Consider the following 18,745-nt stretch of genomic DNA (forward strand, 5'->3'; position numbering starts at 1 on the left):
CCAGCAGCTGCGCCTTCACGTCCTTGGCCGCCCACTCCAGGGATTTCAGGCTGCCCGCCAGGACCTCATCCGCGTAGGCGCCAGCCTTGGCCAGGCTCTCCGCCGTGGCCTTGGCGATGGCCTCCTGCTGGCTCAGGGCATGGGCGGACAGCGCCCGGCTGCCGTGCACGAGGAAGAGGGCCTCCACCTCCAGGTAGAGTCCTCCCATCGGCAGCGGCGGATGCAGGCTGCCACACGTGCACAGAGCGCGCAGCATCAGGCGGCCTGGTTCCCTTCAGGGCCCAGCTCGGCCAGACGCTCCTGGACCACCAGGCGGGCCCGGGTCCGGATGATCTGGTCCACCTGCTGGTAGAGGCCGGCCACGTCTCCCGTCTGGGGCGCAGGCGCGCCCTCCTCGGTGGACGGCTTCGGCGCCGCTTGGTCCGAACCCTTCAGCCGCTCGGCCAGGTTGAGCAGGTAGAAGACCTGGTCGTTGGTGAGCATCTCCTGCTGGGCCAGGCCTACGATGTCGCCCGGCGAGAGCGGCGCGATCACGCGCTTGGTCTCCCGCCCGATCTGCGCGTCTTCGATGCTGGGGGAGAGTCCCATCAGCGCCTGCAGGCTGCGCACGCTGATCAGGCCGCGGTCGTAGAGGTCCACCAGGACCTTGCGCTGGTCGGCGCCGGCGGAGAGGTCGATTTCATTGAAAGCGATGTGGATGCTCTCACCTTCGGTGCCGCGCATGGCCAGGTAGTCGTCCAGCACCCAGCGCAGCATTTCGCGCGCCATGTCGCGGATGTCCGAGAGCATGAGCTGGATCTTGGCAAAGCCCAGGCTGGCGGTGGAGAAGTTGGCCCCGTCCCCGCCCACCAGCGCGCGCGTGAAGCCCATGGCCACGATGATGTCGCCCTTGGTCTCCTTGGCCTTCTCCTCCACCTTCAGCGCCTCGCCCTCGGCGCCGTAGGTGTCAATGGTCACGTAGAACGGCACCACGGCGCCCTGGCGGGCGCTCATCGAATCGAAGACCTTCTTGATGTCCTTCAGCATCGAGGCCTTGGGCATCACGACCGTCTTGCCGAACTGCCCGCCCACTTTGATCAGACGGATGGGCATGGCCCAGCGCTTGGCGATGGCACGCTCGGCGCGCCGATAGTCGCGCAACAGTTCCACCGACTCGAAGGCCGGTAGCACCATGCTGGTGCCGTGCTCGGCGAATCCCGGGGCGTCCCACATCCAGCGCCGGAATTGCGGTAAGGCCACGTCCTGGTGGCCGGTCGGATTGCCGGACATGTCCAGCGTGAACGAGCGCACCCGGGTCAGCGTGCCGTCCAGGACCGTGGTCTCGAGCAGCAAGGGGTTCAGCGCTTTCACCTGGGAAAAGTCCGAGTAGAGGGTCTCCCCGTCCTCGGTCTTGCCTTGCTCCTTGCCCCCGTACTCCTTGAAGCCGGCCGCCTCGCCCTTCGTCAAGAGCTGCAAGAGCTGGTCCTTCAGCCAGCGTTTGAGCCCCAGTCGCTCTTTCAGGGCATCCACGTCCTTCTGCAGCGCGGGGCTGCTGGCGATCAGCGTGAAGTCCTCGCCCAGGGCCAGCGTGCGCCAGGCGTTGATGCAGTTGTTGACGATGGGCTCCTGCTGGTAGTACTCCCAGGCCTTCGCGCCGCGCTCGCTCCAGAGAGTCGGGATGCCCTCCGTGGCTGTCTCACTGCCGAAGGGATCCAGCGTTGCGGCCTGGCTGCGCAGCTCGCTGCCCACCTCGTAGACGCTCTCCGTGGCCAGGACGGCCCGCTGGGTTCCGAAGCCGAACAGCATGGGATCCTCCTAGACGAAGACGTTGTCCGTGACCAGCGGCATGACGAACTCGGCATCGCTGGTGGATCCGTCGTCCACCAGCTGCTTCAGGAGCTCGCGCTCCTTGCGCAGGACGGCGCAGCGTGTCGAGTCGATGATGTGGTCATTGCCCTTGGAGTAGATCAGGCGGCCGCCCTGGTTCTGCGAGTAGGTCTGGGTGGTGAACTGGTTGTCCCAGTCCGGATCCACGTCGACTGCGGGAAACAAGAGGGTCCTGGCCGCCAGCCGTCCGTTGATCAGGCTGGTCATGTACTCCTTGGTGCGCTGCATTTTGGGCCGGCCTTGCGGGTCGTAGCCCGTGGTCAGGCTGCCGCCGAAGTCGTAGGTCTCGAGGCGATAGGTGAACTGGTGGCCCGTGTAGCGATCCTCGGTGGTGAGGATGTGTTCGACGGCCAGGCCGTTGGAGCCGGCATCCAGGCCCAGGCCGGCGAAGTCGAAGTGGTCGTCCAGGATGGCGATGAGCGCCGCCTGGTACGTGTAGGGCAGGCGCTCATTGTGGACGCGCAAAACGGGCACCAGCCGCCCGCGTTCGTCGTCCAGCCAGACCGTCAGCTCGCTGGGGTCGTTTGTGTAGCCCAGGTCGCCGCCCAGCCAGTAGATGCCGCGGTTCTCTTCCAGCTGGTCAAGCAGGCCGTACATGCGGTCGATGGCCTCGTCCACGGACAGCATGGATTCGAATTCCTCGCCGTCCAGGCGGATCACCTGGTAGGCCTTCTCCAGCTTGCGCTGACAGGCCTGGAATTGGCGGATGTTGAAGGCCGCGTAGCTCGGCGCGCCATGCTCGCCGGCGACCTCATGCTGGAAGCCCGCAGAATCGCGTCCGCCGTAGAAGCGGGCCTCCTCCTCGATGTATTCGTTTGTGCTCCCCGGGACGATCCAGCTGGGCCATTTGTAGACCTTCCAGCCACTGCCTTTCTGCGTGATTTTATAGTAGGTCGTGTCCCGCAGTCCGTTGGGGTTGGAGTAGGCGCGCATCCGGCCCCCGCGGTTCATGACGCGGCGCAGGGCGCGCCAGGCGGGCTCGGGGTACCACGCCGCCTCGTCCACCAGCACGCGGTCGCAATGCAGGCCACGCACGCTCTTGCCCGTGGGGCCAGCCGGCCGGAAGTAGATGATCGTCCCGGACTTGAACGTGATCTGGTAATAGGGCTTGCGCGTGATCCGGTGCCGGCCGTTTGGATCGATGGCCACCATCTCCAGCAGGAACTCGCTGTTCTGCAGATGGGCCTCGACCTCCTCGATGATCTTGTTTACGTGCCCGTCGTTGGGCGTGGTCACGAGCATGCGCCCATTTTGTGCAGTCACGCCGTAGTGCAGGACCTGCACGACGATATCCACCGTCTTGCCCACCGCGCGGCCGTCCTGGTGGACGATCTGCGGATCCATGTCCCGCAGGTCTTCCTGCTGGTGCGTCCACAGCGCCATGGGTTGGCCACCGGTCTCCCCGTCCAGCTGGGTCAGGAAGGCCGCGGCGAACGCGACCGGATCCAGCAGGATCTGGGCGAAGGCCATTTCGTCCGAGGAAAGTTTCTGCTGCTGTGGTCTTCGCAGTGCCATCGGCTTGATACTCAAGCTTTTCGAGCTTGACTTGTCCCAATTGAAGCGGCAAGCTTTGGTCCAGAGAGCACCGGCTGACCCTAGGCCAGCCGGCACACAACCCATTCTGGAGAGCGTCATGCGATCACATATCCCCTCCTTCGCGGAACACCTGCAGGCCCGGCACCTGGCACCTGGCACCCTGGCCCCCTACCTGCGCGAGATCGAAGGTCTGGCCAGGCTGATCGAAGACGAAGGGGGAACCTTGGACACGCTCTCCCTGCAGCAGGTCACACAATACCTCGTCCGAGAGGGCAGAGCAACAGGGACCGCGCGGCGGGCACGCAGCGCCATTCTGCAGTTCCTGACTTGGCGGAAGCACCCCGTGGCGGCGGACTTTGCCCAGCTGCGCATGCCGCACGCCCATGCTCCCGCCCCGGAGTACCTGGGCGAAGAGGAAGAGCGGGCGCTGCGCCGGACGTTGAAAGCCCGGACGGATCAACGCCACCATGCCCGTGACCGGGCTCTCTTGAGTCTCATGCTTGACACGGGAATGCGTGTGGGGGAAGTCGTCCAGCTCCAGGTGGGAAACGTGGATCTGGCGGAGAAGCGCGTGCGATTGGTGGGCAAAGGCGGAAAGCAGCGCTCGCGCTTCCTGCCCAGTGAAACTCGGGAACTACTGGCCGGCCTGGTGGTGGGACAGCCCGCAGGCGCGCCGGTCTTCCTTTCCCAGAAAGACCAGCCACTCTGTGATCGCCAGGTACGCCGCATGCTAAGCCACTGGGCCGCCCTGGCTGGAATCACCCGGCCCGTCTACCCACACATCCTGCGGCACACCTTCGCCACCAGCCTGTTGAAACAGACGGGCAACCTACGCTTGGTGCAGCTGGCCCTGGACCACGAGAGCCCTAGGACCACGGCGATCTACGCCCACGTGGCCAATGCCGAACTGGAAACCGCCCTCGAACGGCGCACAAAGGGCAACTGACGCAATGAGGACCGGGAGCAACTGGCACCCCGAAATCCAATCCTACAGGAACCCTCACGCCCTTCGTTACGTTCAGCTTTCCACAGTTTCTTTCACCAGCGGCCACTCCCTTGAATCCAGGTGCGGGGGTGGCCGCCTTTCTCAATGTCCAGCCCGCAAGACGACCTTCGCTTGGCCCAAATTAAAAGGGCCCGCGCGCCTTGCACTTGGCCCCCTCACTCTGCCATACTTGTGCCGCGTTCTGTGCCTCGATTCTACGGCCGGCCGTCCACTCGAGGGCGGCTGGCCGCTCCAAATCCCGCCACACTCAGCCAGCTTAGTACTTCGATAAGTGTTTAATGCAGGATTCGTCCCACACCTGTCTATGAAACCAAGTTGGGATCCGTCTAACGCCTTCACAGCAAATAACCGAAAACAACTCGGAAGAAATCTCTGCGCCCCCTTGACACTGGAGACCTCATAAGTGTTAGGAGGCCAACAAAAATACTATCCAACCTCACTGAGCATGAAATCGCCAGAGCCGTCTACAGTTATGCGCTTTATTTCTACATTCTTATCAAAGCAACGTATTTTGATTTTAAGCTCAGCAATTTTTGTCTCATCAACTAAATAACCAAACACAACAGATTTCAAGTCCCCAGGAGAAAGGCGCCAAAGATAATACCTGTCGCTCTCCACTTTATCTGCGGACAATAAATTTCTGACAATTCTATATTCACTTTCTGTTTTCCATTCGAGAGTTTTCCACCAGAATAATTCTCTTGGAAGATCAAGACTCCCAGGATAGACATTGACTGTAGGCCTATTATCATCATACTGAACCGGAAGCACTTCGCCACACATTGGATTATCCTTGATGCTTTTCTTTAGAAATAAAGAATCCTCAGAGAATTCAATCCTAAATCCCTTATTCTTGCCACCGTAATCGTACCACATTTTCAGATCATTATCTTTTGAAGTTAATGAAAGTATGCCAACGTAACTATTTACATTTCTCAAAAATATGTTGCGGAATTTATCCAGTTTCGCGGGAAGATTAATTCTGTAATCTTCCCGCTGTATCTCTAGCGCCCTCACAATTGCTAATTCAATCTCTTGCGGAGACTGATTAGGATACATTGACCTCAATTGATCTCTATATCTTCCGCAAAGTCGTATTTCTTGCTCTGCAAGAAATCTCTCTGGATCGGTAATATTCATAATTGGTCGACATTCTCTAGTATCATTTAAATCGTTGGGTTGAGTAAACCTCAACATGAAATTCTCAAAGAAACCATAGAATTCCATGTACTTAAAGAGTTTCATGAGTCCTCCTAATGATGGCTTCTGCCGCGACCCGTCTGGCGCGGCGCTTGCCGTTTCCCACCGACGTTGATCTCAATTCCGAATGCGAGCGCCGTGACAGGCGCAAAGTCGGCTGCAAACAAGTGTTAGCTGATACTAAAATGGCAAGTCATCATCCTCAGCAAAGTCCTCTAACAACACAAACTCATCCTTCCACTCCGTTGTCTTCACAAACCGCATGTTTCCCAATTCATCAAACAGGCCTGATTGAACCTTTAACACTTTTTTAGTCTTGAACCAATCACTTTTATATTCAAGATACAATGCTGGATCCTGTGAATTTCGTTTTATTGGCAGAGTTTTTCTTGCTCCCAATAAAGCGTTCATCTCTCTTATGTTTTCAAATAAAACCCTATAAGGTATTTCCATTATCTTTCTGATTGTCGTAATTAGCGGATGGTTACTCAACAATATCTCCTTAATTGTTGCGTCGCCCTCCTTGCGCTCTCTTGTTAGAAAGTCTACCAACTGATTCAGTATGATGGCTGTTGATTCGATCTTTTCAAGTGCTCTTATTTCTTTTTGGCGCGCATTCTCTTGTAACAGCATTTGCATTAAACCGGCCCATTGCTCCCTAAGAAATGAAATTATATCGCCAGTTACTTCAAATTGATGTATTGGATTGCGACCAGATAATGCATAGATTTCTTCAAGAAACTGAAACACTCTCACATCATTTACTGCAATGGGCTTGAACCCAACGACATCCTTATTTGCAAGATACGTTCTATATTCGGAATAAACCAATTTTTCAACAAATATGTAGATTTGTTTTCCTAATTTGGCTGCAATCTTTAATTCATTCTGTGATATCGAATAACGTGTATCCTGAGAATCAGTTCCAAATTTGCCGCCCACTAGATTTATCAATATATCGCAAGTTGATATCTCTCTATAGCAATCTTCTTCAAGAGTTTCTGAGACACCGTATGGAATCTGACCTCTCTCAAACAAGACTGGCTCATATCCTTGTTCTTTAATAAATCTCTCTAAGTCTGCCCGTACATTACGCATATCATAATAAGTCGAACTAATGAAGACCCTCGGCTTTGCCATGTTTCCTCCATTGTCTGCTAATATAGAATTGGACAGTCCGCATATAATCCACCGACTCCATATGCAGACGCTTCGCCAACTGTTTTGCTTGCTAGAATCCCTGTGTATCTCATTGCCAGCCAATACGATCCCTGTCGACTGGCGCAGCCACGGCTGTCATACGGTCTGCCTAAGACCCCAGACATTATCCGACGGGTGGCATTACGCAGCATCAGCGACGTACACGGAACACCATGCCACCATTGGCAACGCTTGGCCTATGAAACGGGAACGGCTGGTCGTCGCGCTTTGCTGTGCAGAGATACTCAGAAGAGTGTAACACGCCAGATGTTCAGAGTCAAACAGTCAATCGAGTCCTGCAAGAAGAAGGCGCTCGACGTGAAGAGACACCATCCAACCACCTGCCCCATTCCATGTTGCGTGAGCCCATTGTACACTTCGGCCACACGGAACACTACGGTCAAATCGAATTCTACGGGACACCATGTGCTCGTTAGCAGCAGGCCCCAGGACATTGCCAATCACTTGCTGTGTTCGTGCAGTCCGGGCTCAGCGGCTTACCGACTTCTCTTGGGCGGCTGGCCGCACATTCATCTCACTACAACGCTTGCAACAACCGCAATTACACTAATCAAGACAGCAAAAAGTGCGATCTTATTTGCTGTAACAGCTTGACGAGTTGCCATTTCAGAAATCTCAACACCTCTCTTCGCGATGCTTAGAACTTCAACTTGATTTTGATCATTTATCTCGGCTTCTCTGGTATTCATAAATGCCAAACATTTATTGTACATTGGACTGTCTATGTCTCCACAATGGAGCGCCAACCGCTCTCTCGCTTCTTTGATCGGAAGCTTTCTGAGTTCCTCTATTCTCTCTTGTATGATGTGCATTCGTCACTCCGACATTGTTTTATTCTTCGTCAAACAATCTACCGGTTTTCGCTTTTGCGTCACCGACGGTCTTCGAAGCCTTCTTGAACGTCTTGTTCACTTGGTGCAGCGGCGGCATGTCAATCTGCCGACCGTCCATCAGCTCAGCAACCGTCAACACCTGCAGGCGCGGGTGCTTTCCATCACACGGCGACGTGTAGAACCCGGCCGTGGCCGCCTCTTTATGCGTCGGGCCTGTAGGCTCGTTCACGCAAATCAACACGCCGATCTCCGCACCCACCCGGTCCAGCACGCCGCGTAAGTCGCGCAGATTTTGCGCCATGGTCCCTGCGCAGCCGGTAGAGCTGGCAGGCTTCCGATTCAAATCGGGCCTTCGTGAAGTCTCGGTAGGGGAGTTTGATCCGTTCGCGCTTTTGGCCAGAGATTGGCACGCCATCCTCAGACATGCGAGGGAGGTAAACTGTCCAGGAGAGCGGCATTCCATCAAAGAACTCGGTTCCTAGATGCCATCCCAATTTGGATCGTCTACCAACCGACATAGTGTGTAGTTAATCTAGTCATGGCACTTAACCAGCCGATGTAACCATCAGATTTTTGGGATCCACAATTGGGAGCATATGAGGAACACTCTTTCCAATCAGTATACCCCTAGCGGTAGAATACGTGATCGAAACCAAAGATATCATCAAATTTGGATCCACTACTGGAACATTGGTCTCGTCAAATTTCACCATTTCGTCAAACTCTTCTACCTTGAAGAATGCGTCCATATCCAACTCTGCCAAACAGTGTTGAATATTATCAATATTCACTAGAAATCTAGTTCGCATGCCAACTATTATCTGATTCTGGTCCTTATTAACTCCAGCCCTCATCTGATTCTCAACTAAACACTCCTTTGCTCCTGGCGCCACACTTCTTTCCGCAAACTCATTGATTCTCACGCCAGCAATGCCGAAGGAAATTTGCTTAACTGAATTCATGCGGCATCTCTAAAGCCAAGTATCTCAGGTTCAGTTTTTTCCATGCCATAACCAGGTGTCGCTTCCGCGACCTTTGATATATTGCAGCTATTATTAACGTACATATATGTTGTCATTACATATTGGTCAAGAACGCCCCTATTATCAAATTCTACTCGTTTAATATCACTGAGATTCGTTTTTCTAAAAAGGAGATAATAATCCGGATCCCTTGAAGGAATTTTTATTTGAATTATGTTTTGTCCTATTGCTGTCTCAATGCGAGCCAACGTTTCGAGCGTGACATTTGAACTCGCTGAAAGAATTCTCGACAGCTGAGACTGTTTCATACCCAAATCACTCGCAAGGGCCTTTTTACTCATCCCTTTTACTTCGATCCACTCTGAAATAGCTACAGATAGATTAAGCATATGCTCAACCTTTCTAGCTATATAGGCAGGAGTGCTATTGATGAAGTCTTTAAGGAAGCTGTTCATGTTCAATCTCAAATTGTAGGTTCCCTTGCACCTGTATGCGGCCATCGACTCCAATTCTGAATTGTTTCATTCGCTTTAATCGCGCAAATTCAGAATTGAGTTTCTGAAGAGCTTCAGCGTGCCAGTTTAGCGTTGGATCCTCTTGATAAGTTCTGATGCCGACTTTCAAGCCTCCACCGCCAACGACTATGCAGTTATCGGTCAGTTTTAGCAAGAAGAGCCGAACTCTACAGCCCCACTTGAGATTCTCAGGCAAAGCACAAAGATGATCCCCAGGGCTTCCCTCGTATCGGTACAAACGATCTGGAAATCCATCCTTGGCAGTCTGGATGATTTTCTGAACAATTTCCTGGAGTTGCTTCGTTGCAATTGCATCACCCTCAACCGCCATGATCGCGCGGCTCAGAAATGGTCCCCCAAGGGCCTCACACTCAAGCGCATACGCCACATTCCCGGCGGCAGCGGCCAACTCGCTCTGCGTCAAAATGTGCTTCACTTATAAGTTAACTCCTCTGATGATTGCCGCAAGAGATTCTTAGCAAAATTGTCCGGACACAAACTCTGGCATCCTGTTCATCTTCAACTTCTTAGCTATTTCTTATCCTTCGGCGGACATGGGTCGTTCCCATGACTGTCGGACTTCTCGATGGTGCCGTCCTTCCGACGGATCACCAGCTCAGTGCCCTGGTTCTTGCTAATCTCTCGACCCTTCTCCACGGCGTCCTTCTTCGTGTCGGTGTGGACGCTTGCCCGGTCGCTACCGGCCCTCTTCACATCTCAACCGCCGCCGGGGTTGGTCGCCACGTGATGCTGTTTGCTCTTCGTCAATTGGCACCTCGTTTAGAATTGGGATCCACCAGCTTCGGAGTTCGTTGCATCCTTGCCGCCAACAATATGACAGCGAGATGCCCGTTACTCAACCGCAGCGTTATGCTGCTTGGACGTGGTCACACTTCCCAAAAGCTAAGGAACGAGGCTGCTGAGAACTCGAGGTTGGCCTCGATTTGGGCTCTGTCCACAGGGTTGTGCAGGCCTTGTCCACAGGCGCTCACGAGTTGTCCACTGCGACACAAACTGGAAGCGCCCCACCACAAACAATTGCAATGGGGCACTCTTGCTCTACTTGGAAGCAAACCGATGGTCAACCCATCATGTCGTCAGCCCTACTTCCCCTTCTTCACAACGGGCTTCGCGGCGGGTTTGGCCTTGGGGGCCGCCACCTTCTTCACAGCGGGCTTCGCGGCGGGTTTGGCCTTGGGGGCCGCCATCTTCTTCACAGCGGGCTTCGCGGCGGGTTTGGCCTTGGGGGCCGCCATTTTCTTCACAGTGGGCTTCGCGGCGGGCTTGGCCTTGGGGGCCGCCATTTTCTTCACAGCGGGCTTCGCGGCGGGCTTGGCCTTGGGGGCCGCCACCTTCTTCACAGCGGGCTTCGCAGCGGGCTTGGCCTTGGGGGCCGCCACCTTTTTCGCTGCAGGCTTCGCAGCGGGCTTGGCCTTGGGCCGCTTTGGGGACTGTCCTCCCCCCCCCACGTGATTGATTGTGCTCACTTTGGGCTCCAGTTTTATAGAAAAGAAAGTCGGACTTGTCAATCCACACCCACGCGCTTCTTTTATAGCTATTCTCTGACACTATTCGATCTGCACCTTTTAAGCTATTTGCGCCTGTTTTCGAATCTTGATAATTTTCTGGCTTATTCCATATGGGAATTCCTGAAAATGTCAAATACATCAATAGCGTCATTAACGCCGCCAGCGCATAATTCTGTGATCTTTTCAATTGTAAATACTTAACCTCGTTTACGTTTTTCCAATTATAACCCACCAGCCATGTTTGGATGATTGTCTCTTTCAGATAACAAATGTATTGGTCGGCTTCAGTAAATTTTTTGAATCCGCATTCATTGGTAATTGCAGTTACGCTCTGAAATATCTCTTTGTCAACATAATCTCCATGATTTCTCCCGTATTGAGTCACTGTACAAAGCGCGAGAGTTAATATAAACATGAGGATTATTATCAATCTTATAATCAACATTATAATGCCACCATCACCGGAAACTCCACTGCCAAAAACGGCAGCCGCGCTAACAATCCCAATTATTCTGAAAATTGATTGAGCCTTAGTGTCTATTGTTTTGCTTCTATCATATTCGTGCTGCACAATATTCTTAAACGTATCTAGCAATTGAAGTAAAATTCTATCATCTCGAGTATTATTTAAGTTTTCTATCGCCACATCATTTATAAAAGCTGTCTCTACATCAGTCAAGCCTCTTGGTGCATCAATTTCTACGTCCTTAAATTTTAACCAATCCGTCACGCTTCTATAAATGCGCGTCTTAAAAACCCACTTTAGGTGCAACTTCATAATCATGCTCCTCCTCTATGCTGGCCATTTGCACTTAGCAGTAATCAGCAGTAGTTCCACTAGAAGGCCAGTTAATATTGACTTGCAGCATACATTATCTGACTGCCCCTTCCGCCCAGATCTTCTTCTGCTCCGCGACGGGTTCGTCCTCTACTGGATCGGGGATCCCATGTACCTGCCGCAGGATCGCCTCCATGCGCTCCGCAGCTGCTCGCGTCTGGGAAGCCTGGGACTTCACTTCGCCCAGCCGTTCAAGCAAGGCGTCATGTTGGAAGGAGGCCTGCTCAATACGGCCGAAGATCGCGGCCAGGCACCCCAGGCAGATCAACCCGACGCCCATGGTGGCCTGCGAGAGAGAGACCGCCCCGGCCAAGGCCAGCAGCCCCGCTATGAGCCCGAACAACCTGTGTGCTTTCACTCTGCCCCCCGCATTTCAGCGCGCCACACCTCGTAGCCGGCCATCTCAGCGGCCCTGCGCTTGTCCACATAGGCCTTGCGGGTCTCGAAGGTCACGAGCTCCTTGCTGCGCGAGAGCATGCTATTGCAGGCCGGACAGCTGCAGACCAGGTTGTCTTGGTCGTCCGGGCCATTAGCGGATCGGGCTTGGACATGATCAACGGTGGCAGACCAGTAGGCAGAGAAGCTGGCGAGCAGATCTACGCCGCAGTACCGGCAGATCCCCCGGTCGCGATCGAAGACGAAGCGCCAGAGTTTATGGTCAACAGTCACGGCAGTTCCTCCTATCCTATCAGTCGGTCCCTGACTCTGCAGAGGGCGCACCTATATGAATCCCGGAGTTGTCGCCGTGCGTTTCACAGTGTGCGGCTCACTCATTGGGCAACAGCATTACAGCTGGAGCAGGAACTTCAAAGCGAGAATCTCTAGTGCAGGATTCGTCCCGCACCTGTCTACGAAAACAAGTCGGGATCCGTCCAACGCCTTCACGTCAAAAACCGAAAACTATTCGGAAGAGATCTCTGCGCCCCCTTGACTCTGGAGACCTCATATGTGTTAGGCCCGGACTTCACGAGATGCCTCCCAAGTCGCGATCAAGAAGCCAGCCATCGCCCCAGCAAGGTTCACCGCAAGTTCTGCGTGCCGAGCCGTGGGCTTGACCGGTGCGCGGCCCTTGCCGTGCGCATCTGACAACCTGTTTCTAACAGCTCCTAGACCTTCCACTACGGCTGTGCAGCCACCAAGAATTTGCTTGAAGACAGGCTCGGTGTGCTGACTTGGCGCAAGCTTCAGCTTTTCGGCCGTCAATCGGTACAGCTTCGGTAGGTCAGCACCATCTTCAGCACCAGAGCCGAGATCCTCTAGAATATGTTTGCAGACGGTCTCAAGAAGAGTCCTTGCCGCAGTGATCGCCCCCTCCGGATCAGCCGTTCGACGGTCAAGCGCCTTTGACCATGCAGCGTTTACATGTGTGGCATCAAACTTCTCTAAGACTGCACTAACATTATCATCTGAAGGATTGAGAGCGTTACTTTCTAACAACTGCATGAGGGGCTGAAATTCGTCGTAGATATACTGCCTGCGCTCTGCGTAGTGTTTGTATCGATACTTGATAAACTGCCAGAATTGGTCAAGTGATCGATTAGTTCTCACAAACTGTGGGAGTGTTTTCTCGTACGTCGGACCAGTAAGGAAGACCTGACGGAGCTGCCTGTACTGCGCATCGCTCTCAGACCCACCTGTGGCGTGTGAGATGAGCAGGTTTTGTAGTGTCTCAGCTTGTTCGAGCAATTGGTTCATTGTTGTCTTCGACTGGGCCTAACGCTTATATTAAACCAACTTGCGAAGCGGGTTTGGCCTGAATGAATTATTAGGCTTCAAGCTGGTTAAGGCTAGGAAAGTCTTCATAGCCGACATACATGACGTTGCCAACATACGGAACGAATGGAACCCAGCCGATCCGAGACATGTGCGGCGTGAAAGAGCCACGGTTTAGATGCTTCTTGGATTGGTTGGTGATAAGGTGTCTCTGGGAAAGAATCTCTCCAAGATAACGACCATCACGCCCATAGACCTCATCTCCGTAGAAGCGTCCGATGTGTTTGCCGTTATGCGACCATAAATCGTTCCCTTCCCGGCGGCCGATGTACTCGCCGCCCCATGTCCACAAATCAGTCATGAACTTGCTCCTTTAGGCCTAACTGAGGCTTCAGCCGCATGCACTTGGCGCGGCGCTTGCATTGCACAACAAAAAGCTTCTATCGCTCGCGTACGGCTTGCGGTGTGATAGCGATGCCGAGGGAATGGGAGTTGCGACGAGCGAATGTCCATGTTGATGAATCCAGAACGCAGTGTGGGGGAGACTACTGGACAAGAGAAGGAACCTACTCAGAAAAAGCAACCAGAGATTCGATGATTTGCAGGGTACTCGGACAGGTCGAATCTACCGAATGCCAGTCCTTGCGCAGGGGGATTCCATGCTACTGGTGGACGAAACCAGAGTTGGTAGCGAAGGGGAGTCCCCCGCGCTACCAATCTCTGTGTTGACACTCAGGTTGGGCTAATCCTTTGTCAGATAGTGCAGGCTGCGTCGCCCGCTGCTATGATCTCATCAATCTTCTTGTCCACGCTCTCCGGGGTGAAGAACTTGGCGGCAGTAAGCGCAAACCTCAACAAGGGCCAATTCTTGCAGTATTCTTTTGGAAGCTTCTTCGTTCCATCCTCGGTTTCAATCTGGTCGAAGATCTTGTTAATGCGGTCAACGGCCAGGCCACTTTTTAGAGATTCGAGTTCGGTTTGGGTCAGATTGTGAAAAGCCATGGTCGGTCCCCTCTGTTTTGTTGATATCCGCGAAACGGGCCAATCCCGTCCGCTGTCAGTCAGGAATGCGCGTCGCCCGATGGAGAAATCCAATATAGACCGCATTCAACGCCATCGATACTCTTGAAATCAGATGCAGAGCGTGAGCAGCAATCGCGACGCGCCTGGCGCGGCGCTTGCCTTTTCCCTATCAATGTTTCCTATCCCTTCAGACTGCAAGAGACATAATGGGTGCATAGCCGGCGGCAAGCATCGACAGCGATGATGTATGGGCAAGAATTGCTGCATGTGTGCCGGTGTTACAAGCGCATCTCATGCTCTTGTATTCGGAAGCATTGGCGGGGGGCGCCACTGGCCAAGAGAACGAACCTACTCAGAAAAAGCAACTGGCAAATTGGTGTTTTTGAGTACGTGAACTGACGTATCTACCAGGTAACAGCCCGCGCGCGCAGACACCCCTTTGGGCCGTGGTGCCCCCAAGGGGGTACCCGCTTTGCCCCATACCACCCCCCCCTCCTGCCAGATTCAGGTCAGCTCGGGCCGGATCCGCCGGCGCCGCCGGAGTGCGCCCGCGACCTGGTACGCGCCGGCCAAGCGCCAAAAACGCAGCACAGGCCGGACGCGGCGACATCCACCAGGGCGCAAGTGCCCGCTCGGCGCCTACGGGCGCCCGTTGCGCCCCGATCTCGCCCCGAGCCGGGTTTCCGGCCCAGCCCGGGGCCCGCTGCGCTCCCTGCCCACGGCACGGCTGCCAGGCTCAAAACGTCCGAGAACAGCGATTCCCGGACGTTTCCGCTTGCGCCTGGTGGGCGATCCCTTTGATAATCAATAGCCGCCCCAGAGCGGGGCGGCATGTTCTCGGACGTTATTCTCGGGTTTTCAGCCGAACGGATCCGGCGGAAGGTCATTATCCGCCAGGCCGCCAGGCCCGGCGTCGTCCTGGTCGTCGTCGTCGTCCTCATCCGGCACGCCCGCGCCCAGGACCTCGAGCCCGCCGCCCTGGAGAGAGGCGCCGCCTGCGATGGGCCGGCCGCCGGACAAGGCCCGCATCTGGGCCGGCGTCAGGACGCCGCGCACGCGTTCAAGCAGCGCGCCCACCTGGACGCCCGTGGCCAGCAGGCCCGGACCGTCCTTGCCGCCCTTCCCACCCTTGGCCTCCTGTTCCTTTGGCGTCGCCCGCAGGTTGCGCAGGTGCCGGTCCACGACCCGGGACAGGAGCTCGATGTCCTTCGGGTCCAACGACTCCATGCCGTAGGTCAGCCGCACGTGAGCCGCGCCGGCCGCCACAATCTGGCGCAGGTCCGCGCCCGTGTTCAGCCCGACGTAGTCGCGGTAGACCTCCGCCACGAACCAGGTCAGGGCCAGCTGCCAGGCCGGATCCTGGAACAGGGCCGGCACGACCACGCCCGCGGGCAAGTCCGGGCCCGGCACCAGGTCCTCCGGCCGCGCCTGATGCAGATGGCAGCGCATGCCCGTCATCGGCACGGCCATCTGGCAGAGCCGCCCGTCCGCCAGCTCGCGCTTGCACCGGGGCGACCCAGCGATGCCGCCGCGCTTCCCCGTGTCCACTTTTCCTGGTTCCGGTTTCATTCTGGACTCCTCTCGGTCGCCCCGGCCGGCCCGGCCGGCTGGGGCATTTCGGGCGGGTGGGCTCATGCGGGGTATCCCTGACAATTCCAGGCCCCAACTCCCGCTCATCCCTGACAGTATGACATCAACTTGTCAATTTGTCAGTGCCATATCTCAGTACACCCATTGTTTGTTCAAACCTTCAGCCTGCGCTTCACCTGGGGCCGTTTCACGCGCTTGGCCGGCTGGCCCTTCTCTTCCACCGGCCGCTTGTACGCCTGCAGCTTGGGATTGGGCATGGTCTCGATCAGGGGCGCCAGGGCCTCCTTCAGCTCCTTCAGTGCCGTGGCCGTCACGCGCTGCTCAGCGTCTTTCATGACGGCGTCGAACTCGGTCTTGGAGATCCTGCCGATCCGGCGCAGCACGTGGCTGGTGGGCCGGCGGTAGACCTGGGCGATGAGCTTGGCCACCAGGAATGGATCCAGGAACGTGGTCTCGTTGTTGGCCGTGGAGCGGAAGAGGTGCGTGGGCGTCTCGATCTGGTCGTTGCCGATGAGGTGGATCTTCATGTAGTCGGCCAGCTCCTCTTTCCGAGCGTAGAGGATCTTGGCCGCGTCGGTCATGCGTTCGTATTCGACGGCGATGGCAGACAGGTCATTGGGGTTGACGCGGGCCTGGGGCAGGCCACGTGCGACCACCTCGCGCCAGAGCGGACAGCGGAGCTTGTGATCGCAGTAGGCGCAGTACTTGTTGAGCTGGGGTTCGAAGTGCGTGGAGCCTTCACAGCGGTGCACCAGGCTGGTGATCTGGTGGACGGCCAGCTGCAGGTCCGACTCGGACCGGATGGTGCGCTGGGAGAAGCCGTGCCTGAGAAGGACGAACTCGAAGTCGACGGGCGTGTCGGGCGTGACGGCCAGGGTCGTGGAGTCGCGCACGGCGATCTCGTAGATGGACGCCTGCAGGGACTGCCGGAGCTCGTCCTTGGTGTAGAGCATGCGGTTGGTCTTGTAGTCCTTGATCCGCACGACGCCTTCGGGCGTCATCTCCAGGCGATCGATGAAGCCGATGAGCCGGATGTCGCCAAAGGGGTCCTCGATGACGAATTCGAACGGCCACTCGAGGCCGATGATCTGGTCGGCGTAGAAGTCGCCGGTTTTCAGGTACTCGATGAGGATGGCCTGGGCGTCGGCCAGGACTTGGCCGTTGGGGAGCACGTCGCGCTTTTCTGCCGGCTCCTGGAAGGCGGTGTGCAGGCAGTCGAGGAAGAGCTTCTGGTGACGGAAGAGGCGGCCCATGTGCCGAGCTTGCTGGAGGGCCTGGCAGCCGAGCTCGAGCGTGCGGTGGCAGAGCTTGCCGAGGACGGCCGGTCCGCCGGCGTCGGGGATGGGCAGGACGTGGTCGGCACCGTAGATCTGGGGATCCAGGTAGCGGGCCTTGTAGGCAAGTGGGCAGCGGGCGTAGGTATCGAGTCGTGAGAACGACCAATGCTCGTTGTGGACCTGGAAGCTCTCGGGGATCCGGGTTTCCAAGAGGGGCATGTCGGGGTTGCAGGGGTTAAGCATGGGGGGTTCCTTCCCGGTGATCGGGTGTTGTGGTTTGAGGGGCGTGGTGGGGCTGTGTGGCCCGCCTGCCGGGCGTGGGGCAGCGGCGTGCGGGCGGCGGGGCAACAGAGGGGGAATGACGGTCAGGCCGGAAAGGGCGCACGGGGGGAACGGGGGGAACGTGCACTGCGTGGCGCATGGCCTTGGAAACTCCCACCATCAGGTAGGGGACAAAGCCAACCAAAACCTGATTTCCAGGGGGTGTCTCCCTAGGGGCATGCAACGAAAAGTCGTCTGCCCATTGGACTCGGCCCGCATGTTCATTTCTATTCTTAAAAAACAAAAAATCTATGTCCGTGCGGGCAGAGGCCATTGGGCAGGAAAATCGAGTGCGTGGGGTAGGGTGACACCCCTTGTGGAGACACTTTTGGCAGCCTTTGGGCAATTCCAAAGCTAATGATCGATTGTCCGAATATGGTCTGGCCCAATGCAAAGTGGGCCAATGGGCCATCAAGTCTCGCCTAACTTGTGTCACGGATTGTTGAGAATCGGCCCAATGGCCCACTTCATCCCGAGCCAGAAAAGATTCATGACAATGCGGGTCGCTCATGACTCTGTTTCCTCACGCCACTCCCGATGCACGCGCGGCGGCACAGTATCCGCAAGGGCGATCCATTCTTGAATTCGCACACGATCCTCTGGGTGCCTAGGCACTCTGTCCCGATTCAGCCAATTGGAGACCGTCTTGCGCGGGTAGCCCAGCAGGCCGGCTAGCTGCCGGGTGTTTAGCCCGATGTCGGCCTTGCGTGCGGCCAGCGCGGACAGGAGGGGGTCCCGAACCTTGCCGCCAGGCGTGCGAACGACGCGTGGTTTGCGCGGCGTTGGGGGTCTGTTGGCTTCCGCCTCCCGTTCCATGCGCGCCGTGTAGTCCCGGTGGAGGTCCCCCAGGACCTGTTCCACGGTGCGCAAGCGATTGTCCATCTCGCGCATGAAGAGAGCGGCCTTGTCGAGGCGGTCTTGGATGGCCTTGAGCTCCTTGTTCATTGGGCGTGGCCTTTGGGGCATGTGGTGGCCACCAGGGCCACAGTGCCCAGGGCGCATGGCATGGGTGTCGAGTTCTTCATGTGAACGTTTCTTCCTTCCATTGATACAGCTTCAGTGCTACGCTTTATGAGTCCCGACATGGTCTGGCCAATTCGAGATTCCCACTCCCCCCCCGGGCGTGTTGGCCAGGCACCCGCACTCATCCTTCCACCAGCACACGGGGCTGGCGGGCATGAGTAATTGCGACGGTTCCACCGTGGGCTTCCACGGTGTTCTGGGCGCCCCAATCGTGATACCGCGCCGATGTGGGGCGCCCTTCATGTTCACATGGCCGTGGTGTGCCCGCAGG

20 protein-coding genes are annotated in these 18,745 nt (G+C 56.2%); 1 reads left to right on the plus strand and 19 read right to left on the minus strand.

Annotation, left to right across the window (positions count from 1 at the left end; translation table 11 throughout):
* Nucleotides 1-255: 255 nt before the first annotated feature.
* Together WC326_08190 and WC326_08195 are read right to left on the minus strand one after the other, a co-directional pair.
* A complete protein-coding gene (locus WC326_08190; protein MFA7331036.1) occupies nt 256-1,785 on the minus strand; it encodes a hypothetical protein in 1,530 nt (509 codons plus the stop codon).
* Between the two features lie 9 nt (nt 1,786-1,794).
* Nucleotides 1,795-3,381: a hypothetical protein gene (locus WC326_08195; protein ID MFA7331037.1), complete on the minus strand. Its 1,587-nt coding sequence runs from the start codon at nt 3,379-3,381 to the stop codon at nt 1,795-1,797.
* 118 nt (nt 3,382-3,499) lie between these two features.
* Here WC326_08195 and WC326_08200 point away from each other — a divergent pair, with 118 nt between their 5' ends.
* A complete protein-coding gene (locus tag WC326_08200; GenBank protein ID MFA7331038.1) occupies nt 3,500-4,348 on the plus strand; it encodes a tyrosine-type recombinase/integrase in 849 nt (282 codons plus the stop codon).
* A gap of 486 nt (nt 4,349-4,834) precedes the next feature.
* On the opposite strand, the gene WC326_08205 is transcribed toward WC326_08200, so the two are convergent.
* From WC326_08205 to WC326_08285, 17 genes are all read right to left on the minus strand, one after another.
* Complete coding sequence (locus tag WC326_08205; GenBank protein ID MFA7331039.1) at nt 4,835-5,653, minus strand: DUF2971 domain-containing protein; 819 nt, start codon at nt 5,651-5,653, stop codon at nt 4,835-4,837.
* Between the two features lie 135 nt (nt 5,654-5,788).
* The gene (locus WC326_08210) at nt 5,789-6,748 is read right to left on the minus strand and encodes a DUF4062 domain-containing protein (protein MFA7331040.1); all 960 of its coding nucleotides are present in this window, start codon (nt 6,746-6,748) and stop codon (nt 5,789-5,791) included.
* 590 nt (nt 6,749-7,338) lie between these two features.
* A complete protein-coding gene (locus WC326_08215; protein MFA7331041.1) occupies nt 7,339-7,641 on the minus strand; it encodes a hypothetical protein in 303 nt (100 codons plus the stop codon).
* Nucleotides 7,642-7,660: 19 nt separating this feature from the next.
* Entirely contained in the window at nt 7,661-7,963 is a 303-nt protein-coding gene (locus tag WC326_08220) for a hypothetical protein (GenBank protein MFA7331042.1), read from the minus strand.
* A 244-nt stretch (nt 7,964-8,207) separates the two neighbouring features.
* Complete coding sequence (locus tag WC326_08225) at nt 8,208-8,624, minus strand: hypothetical protein (GenBank protein ID MFA7331043.1); 417 nt, start codon at nt 8,622-8,624, stop codon at nt 8,208-8,210.
* Nucleotides 8,621-9,100, minus strand: coding sequence for a helix-turn-helix transcriptional regulator (locus tag WC326_08230; protein MFA7331044.1), 480 nt, complete (start codon nt 9,098-9,100; stop codon nt 8,621-8,623). Before WC326_08230 ends, WC326_08225 begins: the two co-directional genes overlap by 4 nt.
* Nucleotides 9,084-9,596: a hypothetical protein gene (locus WC326_08235; protein ID MFA7331045.1), complete on the minus strand. Its 513-nt coding sequence runs from the start codon at nt 9,594-9,596 to the stop codon at nt 9,084-9,086. Before WC326_08235 ends, WC326_08230 begins: the two co-directional genes overlap by 17 nt.
* 95 nt (nt 9,597-9,691) lie before the next feature.
* Entirely contained in the window at nt 9,692-9,874 is a 183-nt protein-coding gene (locus WC326_08240) for a DUF2188 domain-containing protein (protein MFA7331046.1), read from the minus strand.
* A gap of 375 nt (nt 9,875-10,249) precedes the next feature.
* Nucleotides 10,250-11,473, minus strand: a complete 1,224-nt coding sequence (locus WC326_08245) for a hypothetical protein (GenBank protein ID MFA7331047.1) — start codon at nt 11,471-11,473, stop codon at nt 10,250-10,252.
* An 88-nt stretch (nt 11,474-11,561) separates the two neighbouring features.
* Nucleotides 11,562-11,885, minus strand: a complete 324-nt coding sequence (locus WC326_08250) for a hypothetical protein (protein MFA7331048.1) — start codon at nt 11,883-11,885, stop codon at nt 11,562-11,564.
* Entirely contained in the window at nt 11,882-12,196 is a 315-nt protein-coding gene (locus WC326_08255) for an HNH endonuclease (GenBank protein MFA7331049.1), read from the minus strand. Before WC326_08255 ends, WC326_08250 begins: the two co-directional genes overlap by 4 nt.
* A 282-nt stretch (nt 12,197-12,478) precedes the next feature.
* On the minus strand, nt 12,479-13,222 hold the full coding sequence (locus WC326_08260) for an abortive infection family protein (GenBank protein MFA7331050.1): 744 nt from the start codon (nt 13,220-13,222) through the stop codon (nt 12,479-12,481).
* Between the two features lie 70 nt (nt 13,223-13,292).
* Entirely contained in the window at nt 13,293-13,601 is a 309-nt protein-coding gene (locus tag WC326_08265) for a hypothetical protein (protein MFA7331051.1), read from the minus strand.
* Nucleotides 13,602-13,993: 392 nt separating this feature from the next.
* Nucleotides 13,994-14,242, minus strand: coding sequence for a hypothetical protein (locus tag WC326_08270; GenBank protein MFA7331052.1), 249 nt, complete (start codon nt 14,240-14,242; stop codon nt 13,994-13,996).
* A gap of 879 nt (nt 14,243-15,121) precedes the next feature.
* Nucleotides 15,122-15,832 carry a hypothetical protein gene (locus tag WC326_08275; protein MFA7331053.1) on the minus strand — a complete coding sequence of 237 codons (711 nt, stop codon included), beginning with the start codon at nt 15,830-15,832 and terminating at the stop codon, nt 15,122-15,124.
* A gap of 173 nt (nt 15,833-16,005) precedes the next feature.
* Nucleotides 16,006-17,373, minus strand: coding sequence for a PD-(D/E)XK nuclease family protein (locus WC326_08280; protein MFA7331054.1), 1,368 nt, complete (start codon nt 17,371-17,373; stop codon nt 16,006-16,008).
* Between the two features lie 585 nt (nt 17,374-17,958).
* Nucleotides 17,959-18,396: a helix-turn-helix domain-containing protein gene (locus tag WC326_08285; protein MFA7331055.1), complete on the minus strand. Its 438-nt coding sequence runs from the start codon at nt 18,394-18,396 to the stop codon at nt 17,959-17,961.
* Between the last annotated feature and the right edge of the window lie 349 nt (nt 18,397-18,745).

The sequence above is a fragment of the Candidatus Delongbacteria bacterium genome, assembly GCA_041675285.1.
GTDB lineage: Bacteria > CAIWAD01 > CAIWAD01 > CAIWAD01 > CAIWAD01 > CAIWAD01.

Bases quoted from the DNA above. Each gene is read 5' to 3' on its own strand.
- WC326_08225 (MFA7331043.1), bottom strand. From the start codon at position 8,624: ATGAATTCAGTTAAGCAAATTTCCTTCGGCATTGCTGGCGTGAGAATC.
- WC326_08195 (MFA7331037.1), bottom strand. From the start codon at position 3,381: ATGGCACTGCGAAGACCACAGCAGCAGAAACTTTCCTCGGACGAAATG.
- WC326_08200 (MFA7331038.1), top strand. From the start codon at position 3,500: ATGCGATCACATATCCCCTCCTTCGCGGAACACCTGCAGGCCCGGCAC.
- WC326_08285 (MFA7331055.1), bottom strand. From the start codon at position 18,396: ATGAACAAGGAGCTCAAGGCCATCCAAGACCGCCTCGACAAGGCCGCT.
- WC326_08215 (MFA7331041.1), bottom strand. From the start codon at position 7,641: ATGCACATCATACAAGAGAGAATAGAGGAACTCAGAAAGCTTCCGATC.
- WC326_08245 (MFA7331047.1), bottom strand. From the start codon at position 11,473: ATGATTATGAAGTTGCACCTAAAGTGGGTTTTTAAGACGCGCATTTAT.
- WC326_08270 (MFA7331052.1), bottom strand. From the start codon at position 14,242: ATGGCTTTTCACAATCTGACCCAAACCGAACTCGAATCTCTAAAAAGT.
- WC326_08275 (MFA7331053.1), bottom strand. From the start codon at position 15,832: ATGAAACCGGAACCAGGAAAAGTGGACACGGGGAAGCGCGGCGGCATC.
- WC326_08260 (MFA7331050.1), bottom strand. From the start codon at position 13,222: ATGAACCAATTGCTCGAACAAGCTGAGACACTACAAAACCTGCTCATC.
- WC326_08230 (MFA7331044.1), bottom strand. From the start codon at position 9,100: ATGAACAGCTTCCTTAAAGACTTCATCAATAGCACTCCTGCCTATATA.
- WC326_08280 (MFA7331054.1), bottom strand. From the start codon at position 17,373: ATGCTTAACCCCTGCAACCCCGACATGCCCCTCTTGGAAACCCGGATC.
- WC326_08265 (MFA7331051.1), bottom strand. From the start codon at position 13,601: ATGACTGATTTGTGGACATGGGGCGGCGAGTACATCGGCCGCCGGGAA.
- WC326_08220 (MFA7331042.1), bottom strand. From the start codon at position 7,963: ATGGCGCAAAATCTGCGCGACTTACGCGGCGTGCTGGACCGGGTGGGT.
- WC326_08210 (MFA7331040.1), bottom strand. From the start codon at position 6,748: ATGGCAAAGCCGAGGGTCTTCATTAGTTCGACTTATTATGATATGCGT.
- WC326_08190 (MFA7331036.1), bottom strand. From the start codon at position 1,785: ATGCTGTTCGGCTTCGGAACCCAGCGGGCCGTCCTGGCCACGGAGAGC.
- WC326_08205 (MFA7331039.1), bottom strand. From the start codon at position 5,653: ATGAAACTCTTTAAGTACATGGAATTCTATGGTTTCTTTGAGAATTTC.